This is a genomic window from Pseudomonas sp. Sample_9, assembly GCF_004307535.1.
Lineage (GTDB): Bacteria > Pseudomonadota > Gammaproteobacteria > Pseudomonadales > Pseudomonadaceae > Aquipseudomonas > Aquipseudomonas mercuritolerans.
The window spans coordinates 47,953-65,442 of the sequence record NZ_RAZO01000028.1 but is presented as its reverse complement, the minus strand read 5'-3'; the positions used below and the strand labels follow the sequence as shown (position 1 = coordinate 65,442).

The window sequence follows — 17,490 nt, the reverse complement described above, 5'->3', positions numbered from 1 at the left end:
ATGGTGCCCGAAGCCGGAATCGAACCGGCACGCCCTTACGAGCGGGGGATTTTAAGTCCATAATCTTTTTCTTTTAAATCATTCGCTTAGGGACATGATTTTTCCGCATCGCACACATTTCTTATCCGTTCCAAGACAGCAAAATCAGCACCTCAAAATAAATTGCGGAAAGAAACCGGGCTGTAGAGAGGCCTGGCCGTCACCGTGCGCCGGTCGACTGGATCTCCGATCAGTTGAACCATACTCATGGAAAGATGATCAGTCAGCAGTACGGAGCGTGGATCAAGGATGACGGACCGGACGTGGTAGATAGGCTACAGATTGACATGAATCTATCACTGGTAACTGTCGCCTCATCTAGCTAGGCAGAAAGGATCGGTGGACCCAGCTCACAGGGGCCAGGTTTCCGAGGTGGCAAGAAAGGGTGTCCACGCCTGGGCTAGGTGTAGGGGCCAATTGAACATAGGCAGGAATTCCACCTGTCAGTCTTCAAGGGCCGCTATCGGCCAAAACCAGTCATTCGTGAGTGGCCCCTTTCGAACCATTGCAGCCTCTCAGGCTTCGCAAAGGTCGGCAAAAGCGGCACATAACCAGGAATCGCTTTGGGGCTGATACTCGAACTGTAGGAATGGGGCCGAACGATGAGCGACCCGAGATGTGGTTCGTCATCAGCGCCTTCGCACGACCGTAAAAAAGTAGAAATGGTGTGAGCTCACCTCAAGCGCATCCTGGCGTTGGATCACTACAAACCACACAGCATGAGGCGTGAGCGATGAGTTTACACAGGCCGCCGCAGGTGCAGAAACTGCAACGGCTGACTTAATTGCATCTAAGGCCGTAGACACAGGATAGGCGCACATGCACTAGCAATTAACCTGAAACTAATCCGTTAAAAAGCAGCAAAGATCACCGCAGGACTGAGAAACCTTTCAATGTGGCGAGTAGGTGCCCCGCAGGTGGTAGTAACTGAGCTCAGGCGTGGGACGGTTCACCCCTCTCAGTTGCCTGCAGGCCGCGAATAGCTATTTAAGCCGCCAGAGACGAGCAATATCCCGCGCCCGTTCGCGCAATAGTCGAGGTGCTTGCTGGCACGCATCGGCGAGGCTCATGGGGCCTGACACCAATGCGAAAGCAGCGTTGACGCCGTGTTCATACAGCGCCTCGTAGCGCTCACCGAGCGTGCCGGCAAGAATCACTACAGGTACGCCTTGCTCACGGGCAATACGCGCTACCCCCATGGGGGTTTTGCCGCGCAACGTTTGACCGTCACAACGGCCTTCGCCGGTGATGACTAGGTCTGCACCCTTGATCTTATCGGCAAGCCCGACCAATTTTGCCACCACTTCTACGCCCGGTCGAAAACCGGCCCCCAGGAACGCTTTCGCGGCAAACCCCATGCCTCCGGCTGCCCCGGCGCCCGGAATGTCGCGAACATCCTGCGCAAGCACGACAGCGCAACAATCGGCAAAATGGGTCAATGCCTGATCCAGCTGTTCGATCTGCTCGCTGCTTGCCCCCTTCTGCCGACCAAAGGTAAATGAAGCGCCGTGGGCACCGCACAAGGGGTTATCGACATCAGCCGCCACTTCGAAACGGGTACTATGCAGACGGGGATCCATCTCACTCAAATCGATACTACACAATCCAGAAAGAGCCAAGCCACCTGGCGTCAGCTCCCTTCCACCTTCATCTTGGAAGCGCGCGCCCAAGGCATTGAGCATACCCGCACCGCCGTCGTTGGTCGCGCTACCACCGATGGTCAAGATGATTGTTTCGGCCCCGGCATTCAGAGCATCAAGGATCAGTTGCCCAGTGCCATAGCTGGAGCTGAGACATGCGTCACGTTGCTCCAAGGCCACCAGTTGCAGGCCGCTCGCCTCGGCCATTTCAATGACCGCGGTTCGCGTCTGCGCAAGCCATCCCCAACGGGCGCTGACCCCGACACCCAAAGGCCCTCTAACCTCGGCGTGACGACACTCACCGTGCAGGGCCGCCAGAATCGCCTCCATGGTTCCCTCGCCGCCATCGGCCATCGGGCATTGCACCAATTCAGCGTTAGGCAGCACCTCAGCCAGCCCCAGCGCAATGGCTTGTGCAACGCCATCGGCGCTTAGGCTGTCCTTGAATGAATCAGGTGCTATGACGACTTTCATGAGCGCTCTCCGGCGATAGGTGATGCCTCATGCTGACATCAGCGAACCGCTTAGGCTCCAGCTCCAGGCACAAGCAAAGGCAAGCGCTTTTGTTCGCGCGCCTAAAGGATTCGCCCGAATCTCGGCGTAGGCTTGGTCAGGTAATAGTTGTCCCTCAATATCAAAAAGAGTGACGTCCAATGATTTCGAAGCAGCACCCAGCCGTACAAATGCCGACTCCCCGAGAGTCCATGACTGATTGGCCACGGGATTTCGACGTCCGTGCCTTACGAGCAGAGCAGCAAGAACTGCTCGAAAACGCCAACCAACCGCGCCCTGCAAGCACCACTCAATCGGAGACCCTCCATGACGCCTGAAACCTCTGCCATTGCGCACATTCACGCTCGCGAGATACTCGATTCACGCGGCAACCCGACGATAGAAGCCAGCGTGACACTGGCCAACGGTGTGACCGGTTCCGCCAGTGTGCCCTCTGGCGCATCGACGGGTTCGAGAGAAGCGCTGGAGCTTCGCGATGGTGAGGCTCGCTACCTGGGCAAGGGCGTACTGCGCGCCGTGGAAAACGTCAAGGGCGTGATCAGCGCACGGGTCAAAGGGCTTAGCGCTTTGGACCAGAAGACCGTCGATGAGGCCATGATCAAACTGGACGGCACAGATTCCAAAAGCGCCTTGGGCGCCAATGCGACGCTAGCCGTATCGCTGGCCACCGCACGGGCTGGCGCACAGCATCAGGGCCTGGAGCTGTACGAACACCTGGCCTCCCTGTACGGTCAACCTGGACGGTACGCCTTGCCGATACCGATGATGAACATCATTAACGGCGGCGAACATGCCGATAATAATGTGGACATTCAGGAGTTTATGATTCAGCCGGTTTCAGCCTCATCGTTTCGCGAGGCACTGCGCATGGGTGCCGAGATCTTTCACTCCTTGAAAGCCGTTTTGCGCGTTCAAGGCCTGAGTACCTCGGTCGGCGACGAAGGCGGATTTGCCCCTTCGCTGCCCTCCAACGAAGCCGCTTTGTTGGTCATCCAAGAAGCCGTGGAGCGAGCAGGCTATGTGCTGGGACAGGACGTTACTCTAGCGCTCGACTGCGCAGCCTCCGAATTCTTCGAGGACGGTTTCTACCATCTGCAGGGTGAAGATCGTCGATTCGACTCCGAAGACTTTTCCCGTTACTTGAGCTCACTCTGTGAGCGCTACCCCATCACTTCTATCGAAGACGGCATGGACGAAAGTGACTGGGACGGCTGGAAAAAACTGACCGCCCAGCTTGGCGAACATGTGCAACTGGTAGGCGACGATCTGTTCGTCACCAACACGCGCATCCTCAAGGAAGGGATAGATCGAGGGATTGCCAACTCGGTGCTGATCAAATACAACCAGATCGGCACCTTGACCGAAACCCTGGCCGCCATTCGCATGGCTCAAGCGGCGGGCTACAAAGCGGTCATCTCACACCGCTCCGGGGAAACGGAGGATACCTTCATTGCCGACCTCGCCGTCGCCACGCGGGCCGGACAGATCAAGACCGGATCGTTGTGCCGGTCGGACCGAGTGAGCAAATACAATCGTCTACTGCGAATAGAAGAAGCATTGGGCGCCTTCGCGGTTTACGGCGCAGGTACTCGCTAAACCTATGCCGAGTGCTGATATCGGCGAACCGTTTAGCCTCCAACCTCAGGCGCTGATGCAAGTCTGCGCCTGTTTACGCTGAACATCGAGGCTCAACCGTCAGACATCAGTTGCACACCCAGGTACAAAACAACCACGTCATCTAGCTTGTTCAAATCCATTTCGGTGATCTCTGAAATCCTATCCATCCGATAACGCAGGGTGTTTCGATGCAAGCCTAGGGCATCTGCACAGGTTTGGATTTGCCCACTGTGCTCACACCAGCTTCGCAACGTTTGCATCAACTGACCATTGCTGTCCTTGGCACGCACCTTGTTGACGACGGCCAGTAGTTCCTCGACCACATACTCTTCTCGATGAGCCCATAACATTGCCGGCAGACGCAAGCGCGTCAGCAGCAAAAGCCGCTGCGTCTTCAAAACGGCACGACCATAGGCCGCTAGCGCCGTCACATGCGCGCAGACTTTGCGTAGCCGCTCCATGCCCTGGACAGGCACTCCGATGGCCACACGAACAGGCGTCCAGCCTTGGCTCTGCATTTTTTGCAGGTACTTGTGAGGATCGACCCCGCTGACGGCGGGGCAGCACCACAGGACCGTATTAGGCGACGGACTCAGACACCAACTGTCCGGAACCCGCCCCAGCAACCATTCACTCACCATCGCTGCGACCTGGTTAGACGCGAACTCAATCAAAAGTGGCGTGCGCGTGAGCTGGTGTTTGAGCCCTAGCTGCTGCGCTTCGTCCAACAAGCGAGGAGAGTTTCCCGCATCCCCCAAGAGCAAGGCCAGCAAGTCGTCGCTGCGCTGCTTGCGCCATTGCGACTGCACTTCGCGGTGCCGTTGCGAAACTAGCATTTCAGCGGTCATGCGCAGCAATTCTGCGTAAGTACGCAGCGTATGCGGATCGCCGGTAAGGCCCAGCACGCCAATCAAGCGTTCATCGTGCATGAGGGGCACATTGATACCTGGCTGGACCCCTTTGAGGCAGGGAGACGACTGCACATCGATTTCCACCACGCGCTGGTTCGCCAGAACTAGCTGGGCACCCTCATGACGGGTGTTTATCCGCTCGGGCTCGCCACTGCCCATAATCAAGCCCTGGCAGTCCATCACATTGACATTGAAAGGAAGGATGAGCATTGCTCGATCGACGATGTCCTGCGCAAGCACATGATCCAACTCAAACATTGTTTTTACCTTTGAAAATGACTCGTCACGCAACCGGCGCAGCTATCTGATTTCAAATTGAAGGTCACCTAAAAAGAAAACGTCGACTCCGGGAAGGAGCCGACGTTGAGCCAGCCCAAACTTCTGATTGCAGAAGCTTAGACCTTCAAAGCAGGCGCCAGGCCCACCTGTTGAGAGCCGTTGCTATGAGCGTCATGGGACGCGGATTGGCTGGCGACAGGGGGCGTCACTTCATCAGGCTCCGGCTGACCGTTGAGTGCACGATTCATCTTCGCCGTATCCAGTGCTCCTACCCACTTGGCAATCGCCATGGTGCCGACGCCGTTGCCAATGGTGTTGGTGATGGCACGCGCTTCAGACATGAAACGGTCGACACCCAACAACAGCACCATGCCAGCGACCGGAATGGTTCCCAGCGAAGCCAGGGTGGCCGCCAGAATGATAAAACCCGAACCTGTCACCCCGGCCGATCCCTTGGAGGTGAACATCAGCACGGCCAGCACGATCAATTGGTCCATCAAGGTCAATGGTGTGTTGGTGGCCTGGGCAATGAAGATGGCTGCAATGGTGTAGTAGATCGCCTGCCCATCCGGGTTGAACGTCAGGCTCGCCGGAATCACCATGCCAGCAACCGGCTTGGAAACCCCTGCCTTCTCCATCTTGGAAATCATCTGCGGTAGTACCGACTCCGATGAACTGGTGCCCAGCACAGTGAACAACTCTTCCTTAATAAACCGCAGGAACTTCCACAGGCTGAAACCACTCATGCGGCAGATGGGACCGAGCACGAAGATCACAAACACGATGCAGGTGAGGTAGACACAGGCCATCAGCTTGCCCAGCGAGAACAGCGAGCCGAAGCCGTATTTGCCGATGGTGAAGGCAATCGCGCCGAATGCGCCAATGGGGGCCAAGCGCATGATCATGTTGACCATTCGGAACATGCCCTGCATCAGGCTATCAAGCGTGTCGACGAAGAATTTTGCGCGGGGGCCAACCTGTGCCAGGGCGACGCCCAGCAGCACCGAGAACAATAGGATCTGCAGTACATTGCCTTTGGCAAAGGCATCGACAATGGTGTTCGGGATGATGTTCATCACGAAATCCATGAACGTCGTGTGCTTCGCTGCGGTGGTATAGGTATCCAGGCTTGAAGCGTCCAGCGTCGCGACGTCGATGTTCATGCCTGCGCCGGGCTTGAACACGTCCACCACCACCAGACCAACCACCAGTGCTAGGGTCGACACCACCTCGAAGTAGATCAGTGCGCGCATACCGACACGCCCTAACTCCTTCATGTTTTCCATCTTGGCGATGCCCGTTACCACCGTGAGGAAAATCACCGGTGCAAGGAGCATCTTGATCAGTTTGATGAACGCGTCGCCCAAGGGCTTCAGTGCTTCACCGGTTTCAGGAACCGCTACACCCACGATGGCACCGAGGATCACGGCTAGCAAAACTTGAACGTAGAGCTTTCCCAGAATTCTTTTCATGACGGGGCCCTGATTTTTTATTGTTGTCAGGAAATGCCAAGGGCTGGATCAATGACCCCTCCCTTGGCGGTATGCCGTAGTTATTACTATGAATTAGCGGCCAATCAGCTTGATTACAGCGTCGGTGATCTGCCGAGTGGTCGCTGTACCGCCTAAATCAGGCGTGTGCAAACCGCTTTCGGTAACAGCTTCGATGGCGGACATCAGTTCCTTGGCGGCCGCAGCCTCGCCCAGATGCTCGAGCATCATGGCCGCAGTCCAGAAGGTTGCGATCGGGTTGGCGACGCCTTTACCGGTGATGTCGAAGGCGGAACCGTGGATCGGCTCGAACATCGACGGGAACTGGCGCGAAGGATTTAGATTGGCAGTCGGTGCAATACCCAGGCTACCTGACAAGGCGGCGGCGAGGTCGGAAAGGATATCGGCGTGCAGGTTGGTCGCCACGATCACATCCAGAGTGGATGGCTTAAGCACCATGCGTGTGGTAACGGCATCGACCAGTTCTTTGTCGATCTTCACATCAGGGAAGTCCTTGGCCACCTCGTAGAAGATCTCATCCCACAACACCATGCCATGGCGCTGGGCGTTGGACTTAGTGACCATAGTCAAGTGCTTGCGCGGACGGCTCTGGGCCAACTGGAAAGCAAAACGGTGGATACGCTCAACACCGGCACGGGTGAACACAGAGACTTCAGTGGCCACTTCTTCTGGCAAGCCACGGTGTACGCGTCCGCCGTTGCCCGAGTACTCACCTTCAGAGTTTTCACGCACCACGACCCAGTCGATCTGATCACCATTGTGCAGCGGGCTTTTAACGCCAGGAAGCACGCGGGCAGGACGTACGTTTGCGTACTGGTCAAAGCCTTGGCAAATAGGCAGACGCAGTCCCCACAAAGAAATGTGGTCAGGAACGTTCAGCGCACCTACGGCACCGAAGAAAATCGCATCGAAAGTCTTGAGTTCTTCCAGGCCACCTTCCGGAATGTAGTAGCCATTTTTCAAGTAGTTATCCGAGTTCCAGTCGAAGTCCTTGAAGGTAATTTCAAAGCCGACTTTCTTGGACAGCGCCTTGAGGACTTCAACCCCGGCAGCAATAACTTCAATGCCGATACCGTCTCCAGGAACCGAAGCAATTTTGTACGCATTCATTTGGGAACACCTTTGTAAGTTTTGTTTTGCCCGTCAAACGGAGTCGTTCGATCAGGGTGTGTTCCGAGTATAAGTATTGAATCGGAAGGCGTGAGTTACTTTAAATCACTACATAATTTACTTTAGGTTATGAATCCTTCGCCTTTTTTGAGCCGTAAACCACTCGAGACCAAGCCTTCAGGTAAACAACCGGGCCGTGCGGATTTGAAAAGGTGATTACGGTTCAAGGTGGCTCGCCCCCGAAGCAAGCGCAGCACTGACGGAAACCAGAGCACCTTCACCTAAAGCTCCTGCTTTTGCAGGTTGAAAATGCTATTCAGACAAGCCATGGGCAGGATATATGTATTGATGATGCTTCAATCAAACTTATACGCCCCATACACGACTTTGAGCGATGAATGAGCCAGACCTTAGACCTGTCGTTTTTTTACCTGCTGGCCAACCAAGGCAGCCTTGCCGCCACGGCTCGCGAGCTGGGGGTCACCCCTCCGGCAGTGAGCAAACGTCTATCGGCGCTGGAAGCCAGGCTGGGCATTCGTTTAATCAATCGCACCACCCGCTCAATGAGCCTGACCACAGAGGGTGAGCTTTACTTCTCCCACGCGGCGCGAATCCTGACGCAGATCCATGAGGTCGAGCAGATGGTCAGCAGCAGTCGGGCAACTCCCAAAGGGTTGATTCGGGTCAACGCATCGCTCGGCTTTGGTCGCCGCTATATCGGGCCGGCGTTGGCGGCCTTTTACAGCCGGTATCCTGAGGTTGAAATACAACTGGAGATCAGCGACCACCCACTGGATCTCACGACCCATGGGTTTGACCTGAGCATCCGTTTCGGCACACTGCCAGATGCAGCATTCCATGCTCGCAAAATCGCATCCAACCGTCGGTTGCTCTGTGCCTCTCCCCTCTACCTGCAGAAGCACGGCACACCTGAGCGACTGGCAGATTTGCAGCAGCACAACTGCATTTTCATCAGGCAAAACGAGACGCCTTATGGCGTATGGAGTTTCGCAGCAGGGAGCCGTACTCAAAACATCAAAGTGCATGGCGCCCTGGGTTGCAACGACGGCGAGGTGGCTTTGAATTGGGCGTTGGAGGGTTACGGCATTCTGATGCGAGCAGAGTGGGACATCGCCCGATATGTCCGAAGCGGCCGCTTGCAGTTGATCCTTGAAGATCAGACGCCTACCCGCGCGGATGTCTATGCAGTTTACCCGCAGCAACTGCAGCTATCTGCACGGGTTCGCACCCTGATCGACTTTCTGGTCGAGCGCTTTGCTCATATCGACCATTTGAGCGAAGCCGAATGAGCTCATTGACTTACAATCCGATGGACCGCAAACAGCGCAAGCAAAGCGCCACGGGGCCAGACTAATGCCAGAGGCATGTAAAACTTGCCGGAATACGTGATCTTGGAAGGGGCATGATTCACTGCCGCTCAGCGGCTTGCCTCAGCTTTCGGCAGAGGAACTGCCCACAGGGGTCAATTAAGGAGCCGAAGTGATCGGGTTCCTCTTCCCCGCGTGCAGCCAGTTCAATATCGCTACCAACGGGACGGTGCCGCAGCAGGAATTTCGCGTCGTACAGTATCTCCCCGGTAGCAGTTTAACTCTTGTTGTTTTTGTCGCCCCGACAGGGGATGTCGTGTAGAAGTCAAGCATCGAATGCCCCCAGCCTCGATTGGAGGCTAGCTCATCATAGTGCGGCCACGACTGTCAGCTTTTGGCCGGAAGCTGGCGGTCACGAGCGGCAGCTAACGGCCAGGAGCAGCCACAGCAACAGGCCAGAGGAGGAGCCTCATTACAGCCGTGCCACGAGACATCTTGAGTTGGCGCTGCTATCGGTTATAAGAATTGCTCCATAGCTAAACAGGAACACATTCAATTCTGGGAAAACCTCCATTGGCTAACAGCTCGATGCGGTTGAAAAGCTGACGAAGAATGCCACCTGACAGATACCTAATGAGAGCCCAGGCACCTAAGGCGTCAGTTGGCAAACACACTCCAGATTAACTCCGTCAGGGCCCAGTACATAGGCTGCGTAATAATCGGAGTGGTACTGAGGCCTGATGCCTGGTGCGCCATTGTCCTGTCCGCCAACGGCGATGGCAGCCGCATGGAATGCGTCGACGGCCCCATGACTCTGCGCCATCAGCGCGATATGAGCCCCGTAGCTGGGAACTGGTGCATCGTGCAGCCACAGGAACGGCTTGCCTGCGGAGCCGAACCCAAGTCTGCGAGGCGTCGAATGCGGATGGTCCGTCTCGATGCTCATTAGCAATGTGATCCCTAACGGCTCGAGCGACCGCTCGTAAAAGGCGCGAGCGCGCAAAATGTCCGAGACACCAATGCCCACATGATCGATTACTGATCCAGCAAACTTACTCATTTGGTAACTCCTTGCATCCCCGATTCACTCGGCAGGATGGTTGCACTCGTCAGCTATAAGCGAATGATATTCCCGTTGCGGATTGCCCGTTAAGGCATTGTCGTCGTTCAGCGGAAGGTAAGCATTTGGCGAGACGACCGATCCATGGGCGTTCAAACCTGAGAAGCTCCACCGTCGGCGAACAGCTCGGCACCATTGACATAGCTCGACGCCTCGCTCGCCAGAAAGAGCGCAGCTTGGCCGATCTCGTGTGCCTGGCCGATCCGGCCGAGGGTGCTCTTCTCATTTAGCAAATCGATTACCTGTGGCGCGTTTTCACCAAGCACGGCCCGTAGGGACGGGGTGTCCACCGGCCCGGGGCTGAGTAAGTTAATGCGTACACCCGATCCTTTGATGTCGAGAATCCAGCTCCTCACCAACGCGCGTAGTGCGGCCTTGGTTGCTCCGTACACGCTCATACCAGGTCCAGGGTTGATCGAAGAAGTCGAGCCGATAATGACAACGCTGCTCCCCTCGCTCATCAGCGGTAACGCCCCCTGAACCGTAAAGGTGGTGCCTTTGACGTTGGTCGCGAACACCCGATCGAAGCCCGCGTCGGTGATTGCACCTAGAGGCTCGATTTCACCCATCCCGGCGTTAGCGATCAATACATCGATACGACCGTGGACCGCACCGATATGCTTGAACAGTTCCCCTAGGGAGGCTGGGTCCGAGATATTAGTCCGCACCGCAGAAACATTCCCACCGAGGCGACTTGCTGCTTCGTCTAGCTGAGGCTGGCGGCGCCCGGTAATGATCAGATCCGCACCCTGGCTGACGAATGCTTCGGCGATTGCGAAGCCGAGGCCCGAAGAACCGCCAGTAACCAGCACGACCTTGTTTCTGAATTGCATGGGATGAACCTCAACTGTCGTATATGTAGTGAACACTACATAGGAAGAACGTCCTCTGCAAATTATTTAGTGAGTACTAAATAAAAGGAGCAACCGAAGCGTTTGAACTTGCATGTAGCGATCGCTACAGTGGCGTATTACCTAGAGAAATAGCCATGAACGAAAAACCCAGACAGCGCCGTTCCGCCTTTGACCGGGAGCAAGGGATAGCCATCGCACAAGCACTGTTTCACCAGCGTGGATACGACGCTGTCAGCCTGACCGACCTGACCGAGGCAATGAATATCAAGCCGCCGAGCTTTTACGCAGCCTATGGAAGCAAGGCCGAACTGTTCGAACGAGCAATGCATCGCTATGCCGCAGAAAACGCGCTGCCAATGGACAGACTGCTGGCACCGGATCGACCTCCCGCCGAAGCGCTAACCTCGCTGCTGATTGCCGCTGCGCAGCAGTACGGGCGAGATAGCGCTTTGCGTGGTTGCCTGATCACCGAAGGCCTGCGTGCGGACGATCCGGTCGCTCGAAACATGGCGGAGAAATTCGGCGACGCTGGAATCCAGGCGATCCGCCGGTATCTGGACCAAGTCTGCCCGGACGCTGCGCAGACCTGGGCTGACTACATCCTGGTCACCCTGCGGGGGCTGTCTGCAGCGGCATGCAGCGGGATGTCCAGCGAGCGCTTGGTGAACGTCGCACGGATTGCCGGCAGGTGGCTTGCCCATGAGTTCGAGGCAGACGACAGCGCAGTGGAATCCTGAGTAAACAACATCTGCACTATCGTCCGATCAATCAGTAATCAGTGATGGTCGTACCGCCGATGCTCTCGGCGAATGAGCCGCCCAGCAGCTTTGCCGGTGTCTCAAAACCCGGTCTTCGCACGCCGTTCAATACTTGGCGTGCCGCCTCCATGGCAGCAATCGGCGTATAGGTGTAACCGTTGACGGTTTCGATCACTGAACGTGCCACAGTGCCGTCAGCGCCAGTTACCTCGGCCACTGCCCGAGCGCGATGAGCTTCGCGCTGTTGCGCGTTCGGCCCCTCGGGAATTTTTGAAAGATCTCCGTCAGGTAATGGATCACCGGAAAAATGTACAAACATTGCAATATTGGGAATGCCGGTGGAGCGCCAGCCGGTGACCAGATCACCGAACGACAAAGGCACGCAAAGCTCCTGGCCGTCGCCAAAATCGAAGTGTCGCGGTTGCGCATCGGGAGTTGAAAGAAGCGCTCCATCAATCCGGGCCAGCAGCCCCGCTCCAACAATTTCGCTAACACTCAGTGCTGACCCACGTGAAATGGAACCCGCGACCTGTAGTGCAATGTTCAACGACTGCGGATATTTCACCCGACGAGCGACATGCACCGCCAGGCAGTCGGTCGGCACTACGTCCCAACCGACGCCAGGTAGGAGCATGACCCCTGCCCCTGCCGCCTCATCGCCCAATTGCTCGGCCAACCGATATACGTTGATCTCGGCCGTGATATCCAGATAATCGACTCCAGCCTTGATACAGAGCCACATCAAGGCGTCAGCTGTCCGCGCGAAGGGGCCGGCAAAGTTCACCAGCAGGCCAATGCCTTCCAGGCATTGTGTCGACGGGGCATGAGGGGAAAACACGCGATAAGGAACGTCCAACTGTGCAGCCAGAGCGCGCAGCTTGTCGTGGCTGCGCCCGGCGATGACAACGTCCAGTCCCTGCGCCACTGCATAGTCGGTCGCCATGCGCCCGACGTAGCCGGTTGCGCCATAAATCATCAATTTTTTCATTGTGCGTGCTGCCAGTTCTTGTAAACGAATTCCAGGCTGTATCCGTCAGGATCCAGAACATTGGCCGCGTAGTAGTTGGGGTCGTAGTGCAGACGCGCCCCCGGTGCGCCTTGATCGACGGCGTCCTGAGCCAACGCTGCCGCATAGGCCGCCGCAACCTGAGCTTTACTGTCTGCGACGAAACCGACATGTACCGCTCGGCCTTCGACTTCACCCTGACGCAGCCAGAAAAACATCCGGCCCTTGGCGCCGAAACCTTTCAGGTCCGGATGCCCAGGCGGACCGTCCTTGCCATCGTAGTCCAAGCGCGCGGTGATACCCAGCGGCGCCAACGTAGCTTCGTAGAAACGGATAGAGCGCTCAATGTCACTCACAGACAGAAAAATATGATCCAGCATGGCAACGTCTCCCGATCGTTCAGATGATGTAGCCGCCCGCGACTTCGATGGTCTGGGCATTGATCCAGGCCCCGTCTTGGGACAGCAACATGGCAATGACGCGGGCCACATCTTCGGGCTCACCGACTCTGCCTAGCGCCGTTTGCTCAGCCAGCATCGCCTCAAACTCATCATTGAGCCCGCCACCTAACTCGGTTCGAATCGCCCCAGGTGAAACCGCATTGACACGTATGCGCCGATCACCGAACTCTTTGGCCATGTAGCGCGTGAGCACTTCCAGTCCACCTTTGAACGCCGCATACGGCGCCACCCCGGAGGTGGCCACGCGTGTAGTAGCGCTGGTCAGATTGACGATGCTGGCGTTCTCCTCCAGTAATGGCAGCAAGGTCTGCGTCAGAAAGAAAGGGCCTTTCAGATGGACTTTGAAAAGACCATCAAACTGAGCCTCGCTGACCGACGCCAGCGGGTTGAACAGGCCATAGCCGGCGTTATTAACTAAACCTGAGAGGGTGCTTGTGCCCCATGTCTCCCGGAGCACTAACAGGATGGCATCGCGGAACCCTTTGAAACTTTCCACATCCGCCACGTCGAGATTAAGCGCAACGCCCTTGCCGCCCGCTCGTTCAATGCGTCGCACCACATCATCCGCATCGTCCGGATGCTGGTTGTAAGTAAGAATGACACCCATACCCCACCGGGCGGCGTGTTCTGCTGCACTCGCACCGATCCCTCGACTGCCTCCGGTAATGACGATAACGCCCATGACGTACTCCTCGACTGCTTGAATGAGCCTCCACATTAAGGGCGCTGGTCACTGCGGACGCAGCCGTTCCTACTCGAAATCTGCCTGTTTCTACTTTTCGCTTGCGTTGCTCCTGCTGTGACATTCAGCATGGCCAGCATGAACGAACAACTTAACGAACTCCGCATCCTCGCCGCCAAGGCCGAAAAACGCCGCACAGAGACGGGCATTCCCCGCGTCGCTATGGTCCAAGGCAAAATCCCCGAGCATATGCTGGCGGCAGTCTATGACCCGATGATCAACTTGATTCTGCAGGGCAGCAAAACCATGACCGTGGGCGACCGCACGCTGCGATACGACCCTGCGACCTATTTCGTCATGTCGATTCAGTTGCCTGCGGTGGGCGCGGTGCACCCTGCGGCAACGGGCGAACCCTATCTGGCCATAAGCCTCACGCTTGATCCCACCGTGTTATCAACCTTGCTGGCTGACCTGCCCAAACCTGTCGGCCGCCATGAAAGCGACCCGGGCTTTTCGGTGGCGGCCGTTACGACCGAATTAATGGACGCATGGGTGCGCATGTTGCGATTGATGGGCAACCCGGAAGCTATCGCAGCCCTGGCGCCTGTTTATGAACGCGAGATACTGTTTCGCGTGCTGCAAGGCCCCCACGGCTGGATGCTGCGAGAGATCGCAGCGCCCGATACCGCCATGGCCAGAGTGAACACAGCCATTCAATGGATCCGTCGAGATTTTGCGCAGCCGATCAGGGTGGAAAGCTTGGCTCAGAAAGCGGCAATGAGCGTCTCGGCCTTCCATCGCCACTTCAAAGCGGTGACGACGTTGAGTCCATTGCAGTATCACAAACGAGTGCGCTTACTTCAGGCGCGGATGCTCATGGTAGCCAGCGGCAGGAGCGTCATGGCGGCAGCTTTCGAGGTGGGCTACGAAAGCCCAACGCAGTTTAGTCGAGACTATACGAAGGTATTTGGGCTTTCACCTGCGAAGGATGCAGGAAGAATTCTCGGAAAAACGAAGGTTCCACAATCTGACGGGGGCAGGAAACTGGCTCCCTTCAAGACTTAGATTTCAGGCTAATGGGGGGGGTTGTAATCGAGCAATTGCTGGCGTTCATGTATAACAGGTTTCGCCTAGAAGCGGCCGTTCGCAAGTGGCCGCTAACGGCCAGAAGCAGCCTATCAGGTCCGCCATCGGTAGACGAACCGCCATAATCGCAACGCTAATATCGGGCCACTCTTAATGAGGATGGCGTGACGCGTGTGCGCAAGACCTTATCCTTTATAGACCTAGAAAGGCTATGTGACCGCACTAATGCATTGATCGTCCCACGCGAGCACCAGTCCGAGCGTCAACATCTTGCATTGCCATTGAAACCGTGATGCCGCATAGCGTCCTCTTCTCGTGAGGACATATTTACTGATGAATGTTTGTCCGCCTGATCAACGCCACAGCCCCCCTACATCATTAATTCGCGAGAAAACTCAGGGAATCGGAGATTCACTCTTAGAGGTTTGGATCCAGCACAATGACGCCTTGCACTTCCCTTCGCTCCAATAAGGCGTGCGCCAGCCCTGCTTCGCTCAGGGGTAACGTCGCGCCGATGACTGGTCTGATCACTCCGCCTGAAACGCCATCAGCGAGGAATTGCAAAGCTTCGCGAATCAAAGTAGGGCGCTGGAAGAACGTCGGCAGGTACATGCCGGTCAAGGTTTGCGCTTTGGCCATCAACCGACGAGGCGCCAATGCCTCGCCTGGCCCCCGCGTGGAGCCTACCACCACACAACGCCCCAGCATGGCGAGACACTCAAAATTCTGATCGAACACTTCGCCGCCGATGGTTTCGAGGATCACATCGACTCCACGCCCCTCGGTCAATTTAAGCACCCGCTCCGGCCACTGGGGAGTGTCGTAGCTAATGGCATAGTCGGCCCCGAGGCTGCGCACGAATGCGCGTCGATTTTCAGTGCTGGCCGTACCGAAAACTGTCTGTGCGCCCATGGCTTTTGCAATCTGCACAGCCAGACTGCCAAGCCCCCCGGCGGCGCCTTGGATCAAAACGCTTTCACCTGACTGTAAATGCGCGCATGTGCGTAGAGCGAGGAACGCAGTCACCCCCTGACAAGGTAAACCCGCCATGGCGACGTCGTTTACCGACTCATCCAGCATTACCAGCATGTCAGCACGGGCAATAGCCTGCTGTGCGTATGCGCCCTTGGGCATCAAGGCCATGACCTTGCGCCCGATAACGGCACGGTCAACGCCCGCTCCTGTTTTTGAAACGCGTCCGACCACCTGAAGTCCGGATACATGCGGCAGCGTGACACCACCAACGCGTGTTTCGGGCCGGTTATACATGCCTAACCGTTCACGAATATCCGGAAAATTCACCCCAATCGCGGAGGTTTCTATCAATACTTCTCCCGGCCGCGGCACGGGCGTTGGCAAGTCGACGTACTCGAGTACTTCGGGGCCGCCGAAGCTACGGAACTGAATCGCTTTCATATTTTGAGATCCTGGATTCTTCGCTCGTCAGATCTGTAGACGCAGGCCTGACTTGGAGCCTAATCGGTCGTGCGGCATGTACTGCCGAGCAAATCGTCAGTGCTTTGTTTCGATTACTTCACCCCATTGAGAAACAGCGTGGCGTGTTTCAAAAATAGATCCGGGTATTGATAGATCGCGCCATGGTTTGAATCCGGGTAGATCACCAACTGGGCGTTGGGCAAACTCTGCTGCAAGGTCACGTCATTAACTGTGTAGAAGACAATGTCATGGCTGCCGGCGACTACCATCGTCGGTTGCTTGATGCCTTTCAGGTAGTCGTTGGCGTTGCCGGCTGGCGCCCCCCAACCAGCGATGGCGGCTGCTTGTGCGGGTGCAGTCTTGCTATCGACATCAACATCGCGATTGACCCTACGTGAGCGCAGACGGGAAAGGAATTCGCGTCCGGCGGCCTGGCTTTCTACGGTCTGGGTAAAGAAAACGTCCAGCAACAGTTCATCCGGTACGGCACGCTTTTTCGCCAGGTAGCCCTGAAATTCCGGCGTCAGCGAGTCCATACCAACTCCACCGCGAGGTGATGAACCGACCAGAATCAGGCGACGGACGAGGTTCGGATGATCAAGCGTCACTTGCTGTGCGATCAGACTGCCCATGGAAAAGCCGAGCAAGTCAGCCTTTTTCACGTTCAGTGCCTGCAGCAGGCCGGAGGCATATTTGGCCATGCCTTCGATGGTGTTCGGTACTTCACCGCTGGAACTGGCGACGCCGGCATTGTCGAAAAGGATAATTTCACGATCACGGGCAAAACCGTCGATGACTTTGGGATCCCAGCTGTCTAGGTTGCCAACGAAATGCTGGAGAAATACCAGTGGCACGGCACTGGGTTTGCCGAAGCGACGATATGCCAGGCGCGCACCCTCGACTTCGATGAACTGGGTCGGAGCGGTTTGATGGATATAGCTATGTGCAGCTTTTTTTTCTGCTGGGGTGCTGCTGGCCTGAACAGTCAATGTCGAGCACGCAGTCGTCAGCGCGACGATGGCCAGGGTATGGCGCATCGCCCATCGGATGTTGAAAAGGGTCATATAGAGGAACCTGAAAAAAACGAGTAGGTTTAGGTCCGCCCTGACTGTTTTCCAGTTGGGGCGGAGGAGCAAGG

The 17,490-nt window shown here is 56.4% G+C and carries 15 protein-coding genes; 4 read left to right on the top strand and 11 right to left on the bottom strand.

Annotated features, from left to right (window positions below):
* Positions 1–1,022: 1,022 nt before the first annotated feature.
* A complete protein-coding gene (locus D6877_RS01990; protein WP_093101786.1) occupies positions 1,023–2,153 on the bottom strand; it encodes a glycerate kinase in 1,131 nt (376 codons plus the stop codon).
* A 345-nt stretch (positions 2,154–2,498) separates the two neighbouring features.
* Between D6877_RS01990 and eno the strand changes: the two genes are divergently transcribed.
* Entirely contained in the window at positions 2,499–3,788 is a 1,290-nt protein-coding gene (gene eno / locus D6877_RS01985; RefSeq protein ID WP_093101787.1) for a phosphopyruvate hydratase, read from the top strand.
* Between the two features lie 92 nt (positions 3,789–3,880).
* On the opposite strand, the gene D6877_RS01980 is transcribed toward eno, so the two are convergent.
* The 3 genes from D6877_RS01980 to D6877_RS01970 form a co-directional block, all read right to left on the bottom strand.
* The gene (locus D6877_RS01980) at positions 3,881–4,978 is read right to left on the bottom strand and encodes a sugar diacid recognition domain-containing protein (protein WP_093101788.1); all 1,098 of its coding nucleotides are present in this window, start codon (positions 4,976–4,978) and stop codon (positions 3,881–3,883) included.
* Between the two features lie 137 nt (positions 4,979–5,115).
* The gene (locus tag D6877_RS01975; protein WP_122611016.1) at positions 5,116–6,471 is read right to left on the bottom strand and encodes a dicarboxylate/amino acid:cation symporter; all 1,356 of its coding nucleotides are present in this window, start codon (positions 6,469–6,471) and stop codon (positions 5,116–5,118) included.
* Positions 6,472–6,564: 93 nt separating this feature from the next.
* Entirely contained in the window at positions 6,565–7,620 is a 1,056-nt protein-coding gene (locus D6877_RS01970) for a tartrate dehydrogenase (protein ID WP_093101790.1), read from the bottom strand.
* A 398-nt stretch (positions 7,621–8,018) separates the two neighbouring features.
* On the opposite strand from D6877_RS01970, the gene D6877_RS01965 reads away from it, so the two are divergent.
* On the top strand, positions 8,019–8,930 hold the full coding sequence (locus tag D6877_RS01965) for a LysR family transcriptional regulator (RefSeq protein ID WP_093101791.1): 912 nt from the start codon (positions 8,019–8,021) through the stop codon (positions 8,928–8,930).
* Positions 8,931–9,597: 667 nt separating this feature from the next.
* Here D6877_RS01965 and D6877_RS01960 read toward each other — a convergent pair.
* Both D6877_RS01960 and D6877_RS01955 read right to left on the bottom strand, forming a co-directional pair.
* Complete coding sequence (locus tag D6877_RS01960) at positions 9,598–10,008, bottom strand: VOC family protein (protein ID WP_093101792.1); 411 nt, start codon at positions 10,006–10,008, stop codon at positions 9,598–9,600.
* A 152-nt stretch (positions 10,009–10,160) separates the two neighbouring features.
* Positions 10,161–10,901, bottom strand: coding sequence for an SDR family oxidoreductase (locus D6877_RS01955; RefSeq protein WP_093101793.1), 741 nt, complete (start codon positions 10,899–10,901; stop codon positions 10,161–10,163).
* A 155-nt stretch (positions 10,902–11,056) separates the two neighbouring features.
* Between D6877_RS01955 and D6877_RS01950 the strand changes: the two genes are divergently transcribed.
* A complete protein-coding gene (locus tag D6877_RS01950; RefSeq protein ID WP_093101794.1) occupies positions 11,057–11,659 on the top strand; it encodes a TetR/AcrR family transcriptional regulator in 603 nt (200 codons plus the stop codon).
* 31 nt (positions 11,660–11,690) lie between these two features.
* Here D6877_RS01950 and D6877_RS01945 read toward each other — a convergent pair whose 3' ends face one another.
* The 3 genes from D6877_RS01945 to D6877_RS01935 are packed head-to-tail and all read right to left on the bottom strand — an operon-like array spanning position 11,691 to position 13,829.
* The gene (locus D6877_RS01945) at positions 11,691–12,668 is read right to left on the bottom strand and encodes a saccharopine dehydrogenase NADP-binding domain-containing protein (RefSeq protein WP_093101795.1); all 978 of its coding nucleotides are present in this window, start codon (positions 12,666–12,668) and stop codon (positions 11,691–11,693) included.
* On the bottom strand, positions 12,665–13,066 hold the full coding sequence (locus D6877_RS01940) for a VOC family protein (protein ID WP_093101796.1): 402 nt from the start codon (positions 13,064–13,066) through the stop codon (positions 12,665–12,667). The genes D6877_RS01945 and D6877_RS01940 overlap by 4 nt, the downstream gene beginning before the upstream one ends.
* Before the next feature lie 19 nt (positions 13,067–13,085).
* Positions 13,086–13,829 (bottom strand): SDR family oxidoreductase, encoded by a 744-nt coding sequence (locus D6877_RS01935; RefSeq protein ID WP_093106733.1) that lies wholly within the window; start codon positions 13,827–13,829, stop codon positions 13,086–13,088.
* Between the two features lie 138 nt (positions 13,830–13,967).
* Between D6877_RS01935 and D6877_RS01930 the strand changes: the two genes are divergently transcribed.
* A complete protein-coding gene (locus D6877_RS01930; protein WP_093101797.1) occupies positions 13,968–14,894 on the top strand; it encodes an AraC family transcriptional regulator in 927 nt (308 codons plus the stop codon).
* Positions 14,895–15,332: 438 nt separating this feature from the next.
* On the opposite strand, the gene D6877_RS01925 is transcribed toward D6877_RS01930, so the two are convergent.
* Together D6877_RS01925 and D6877_RS01920 are read right to left on the bottom strand one after the other, a co-directional pair.
* The gene (locus D6877_RS01925; protein WP_093101798.1) at positions 15,333–16,331 is read right to left on the bottom strand and encodes a zinc-binding dehydrogenase; all 999 of its coding nucleotides are present in this window, start codon (positions 16,329–16,331) and stop codon (positions 15,333–15,335) included.
* Positions 16,332–16,444: 113 nt separating this feature from the next.
* Positions 16,445–17,488 carry an alpha/beta hydrolase gene (locus tag D6877_RS01920; protein WP_241662832.1) on the bottom strand — a complete coding sequence of 348 codons (1,044 nt, stop codon included), beginning with the start codon at positions 17,486–17,488 and terminating at the stop codon, positions 16,445–16,447.
* Positions 17,489–17,490 lie beyond the last annotated feature (2 nt).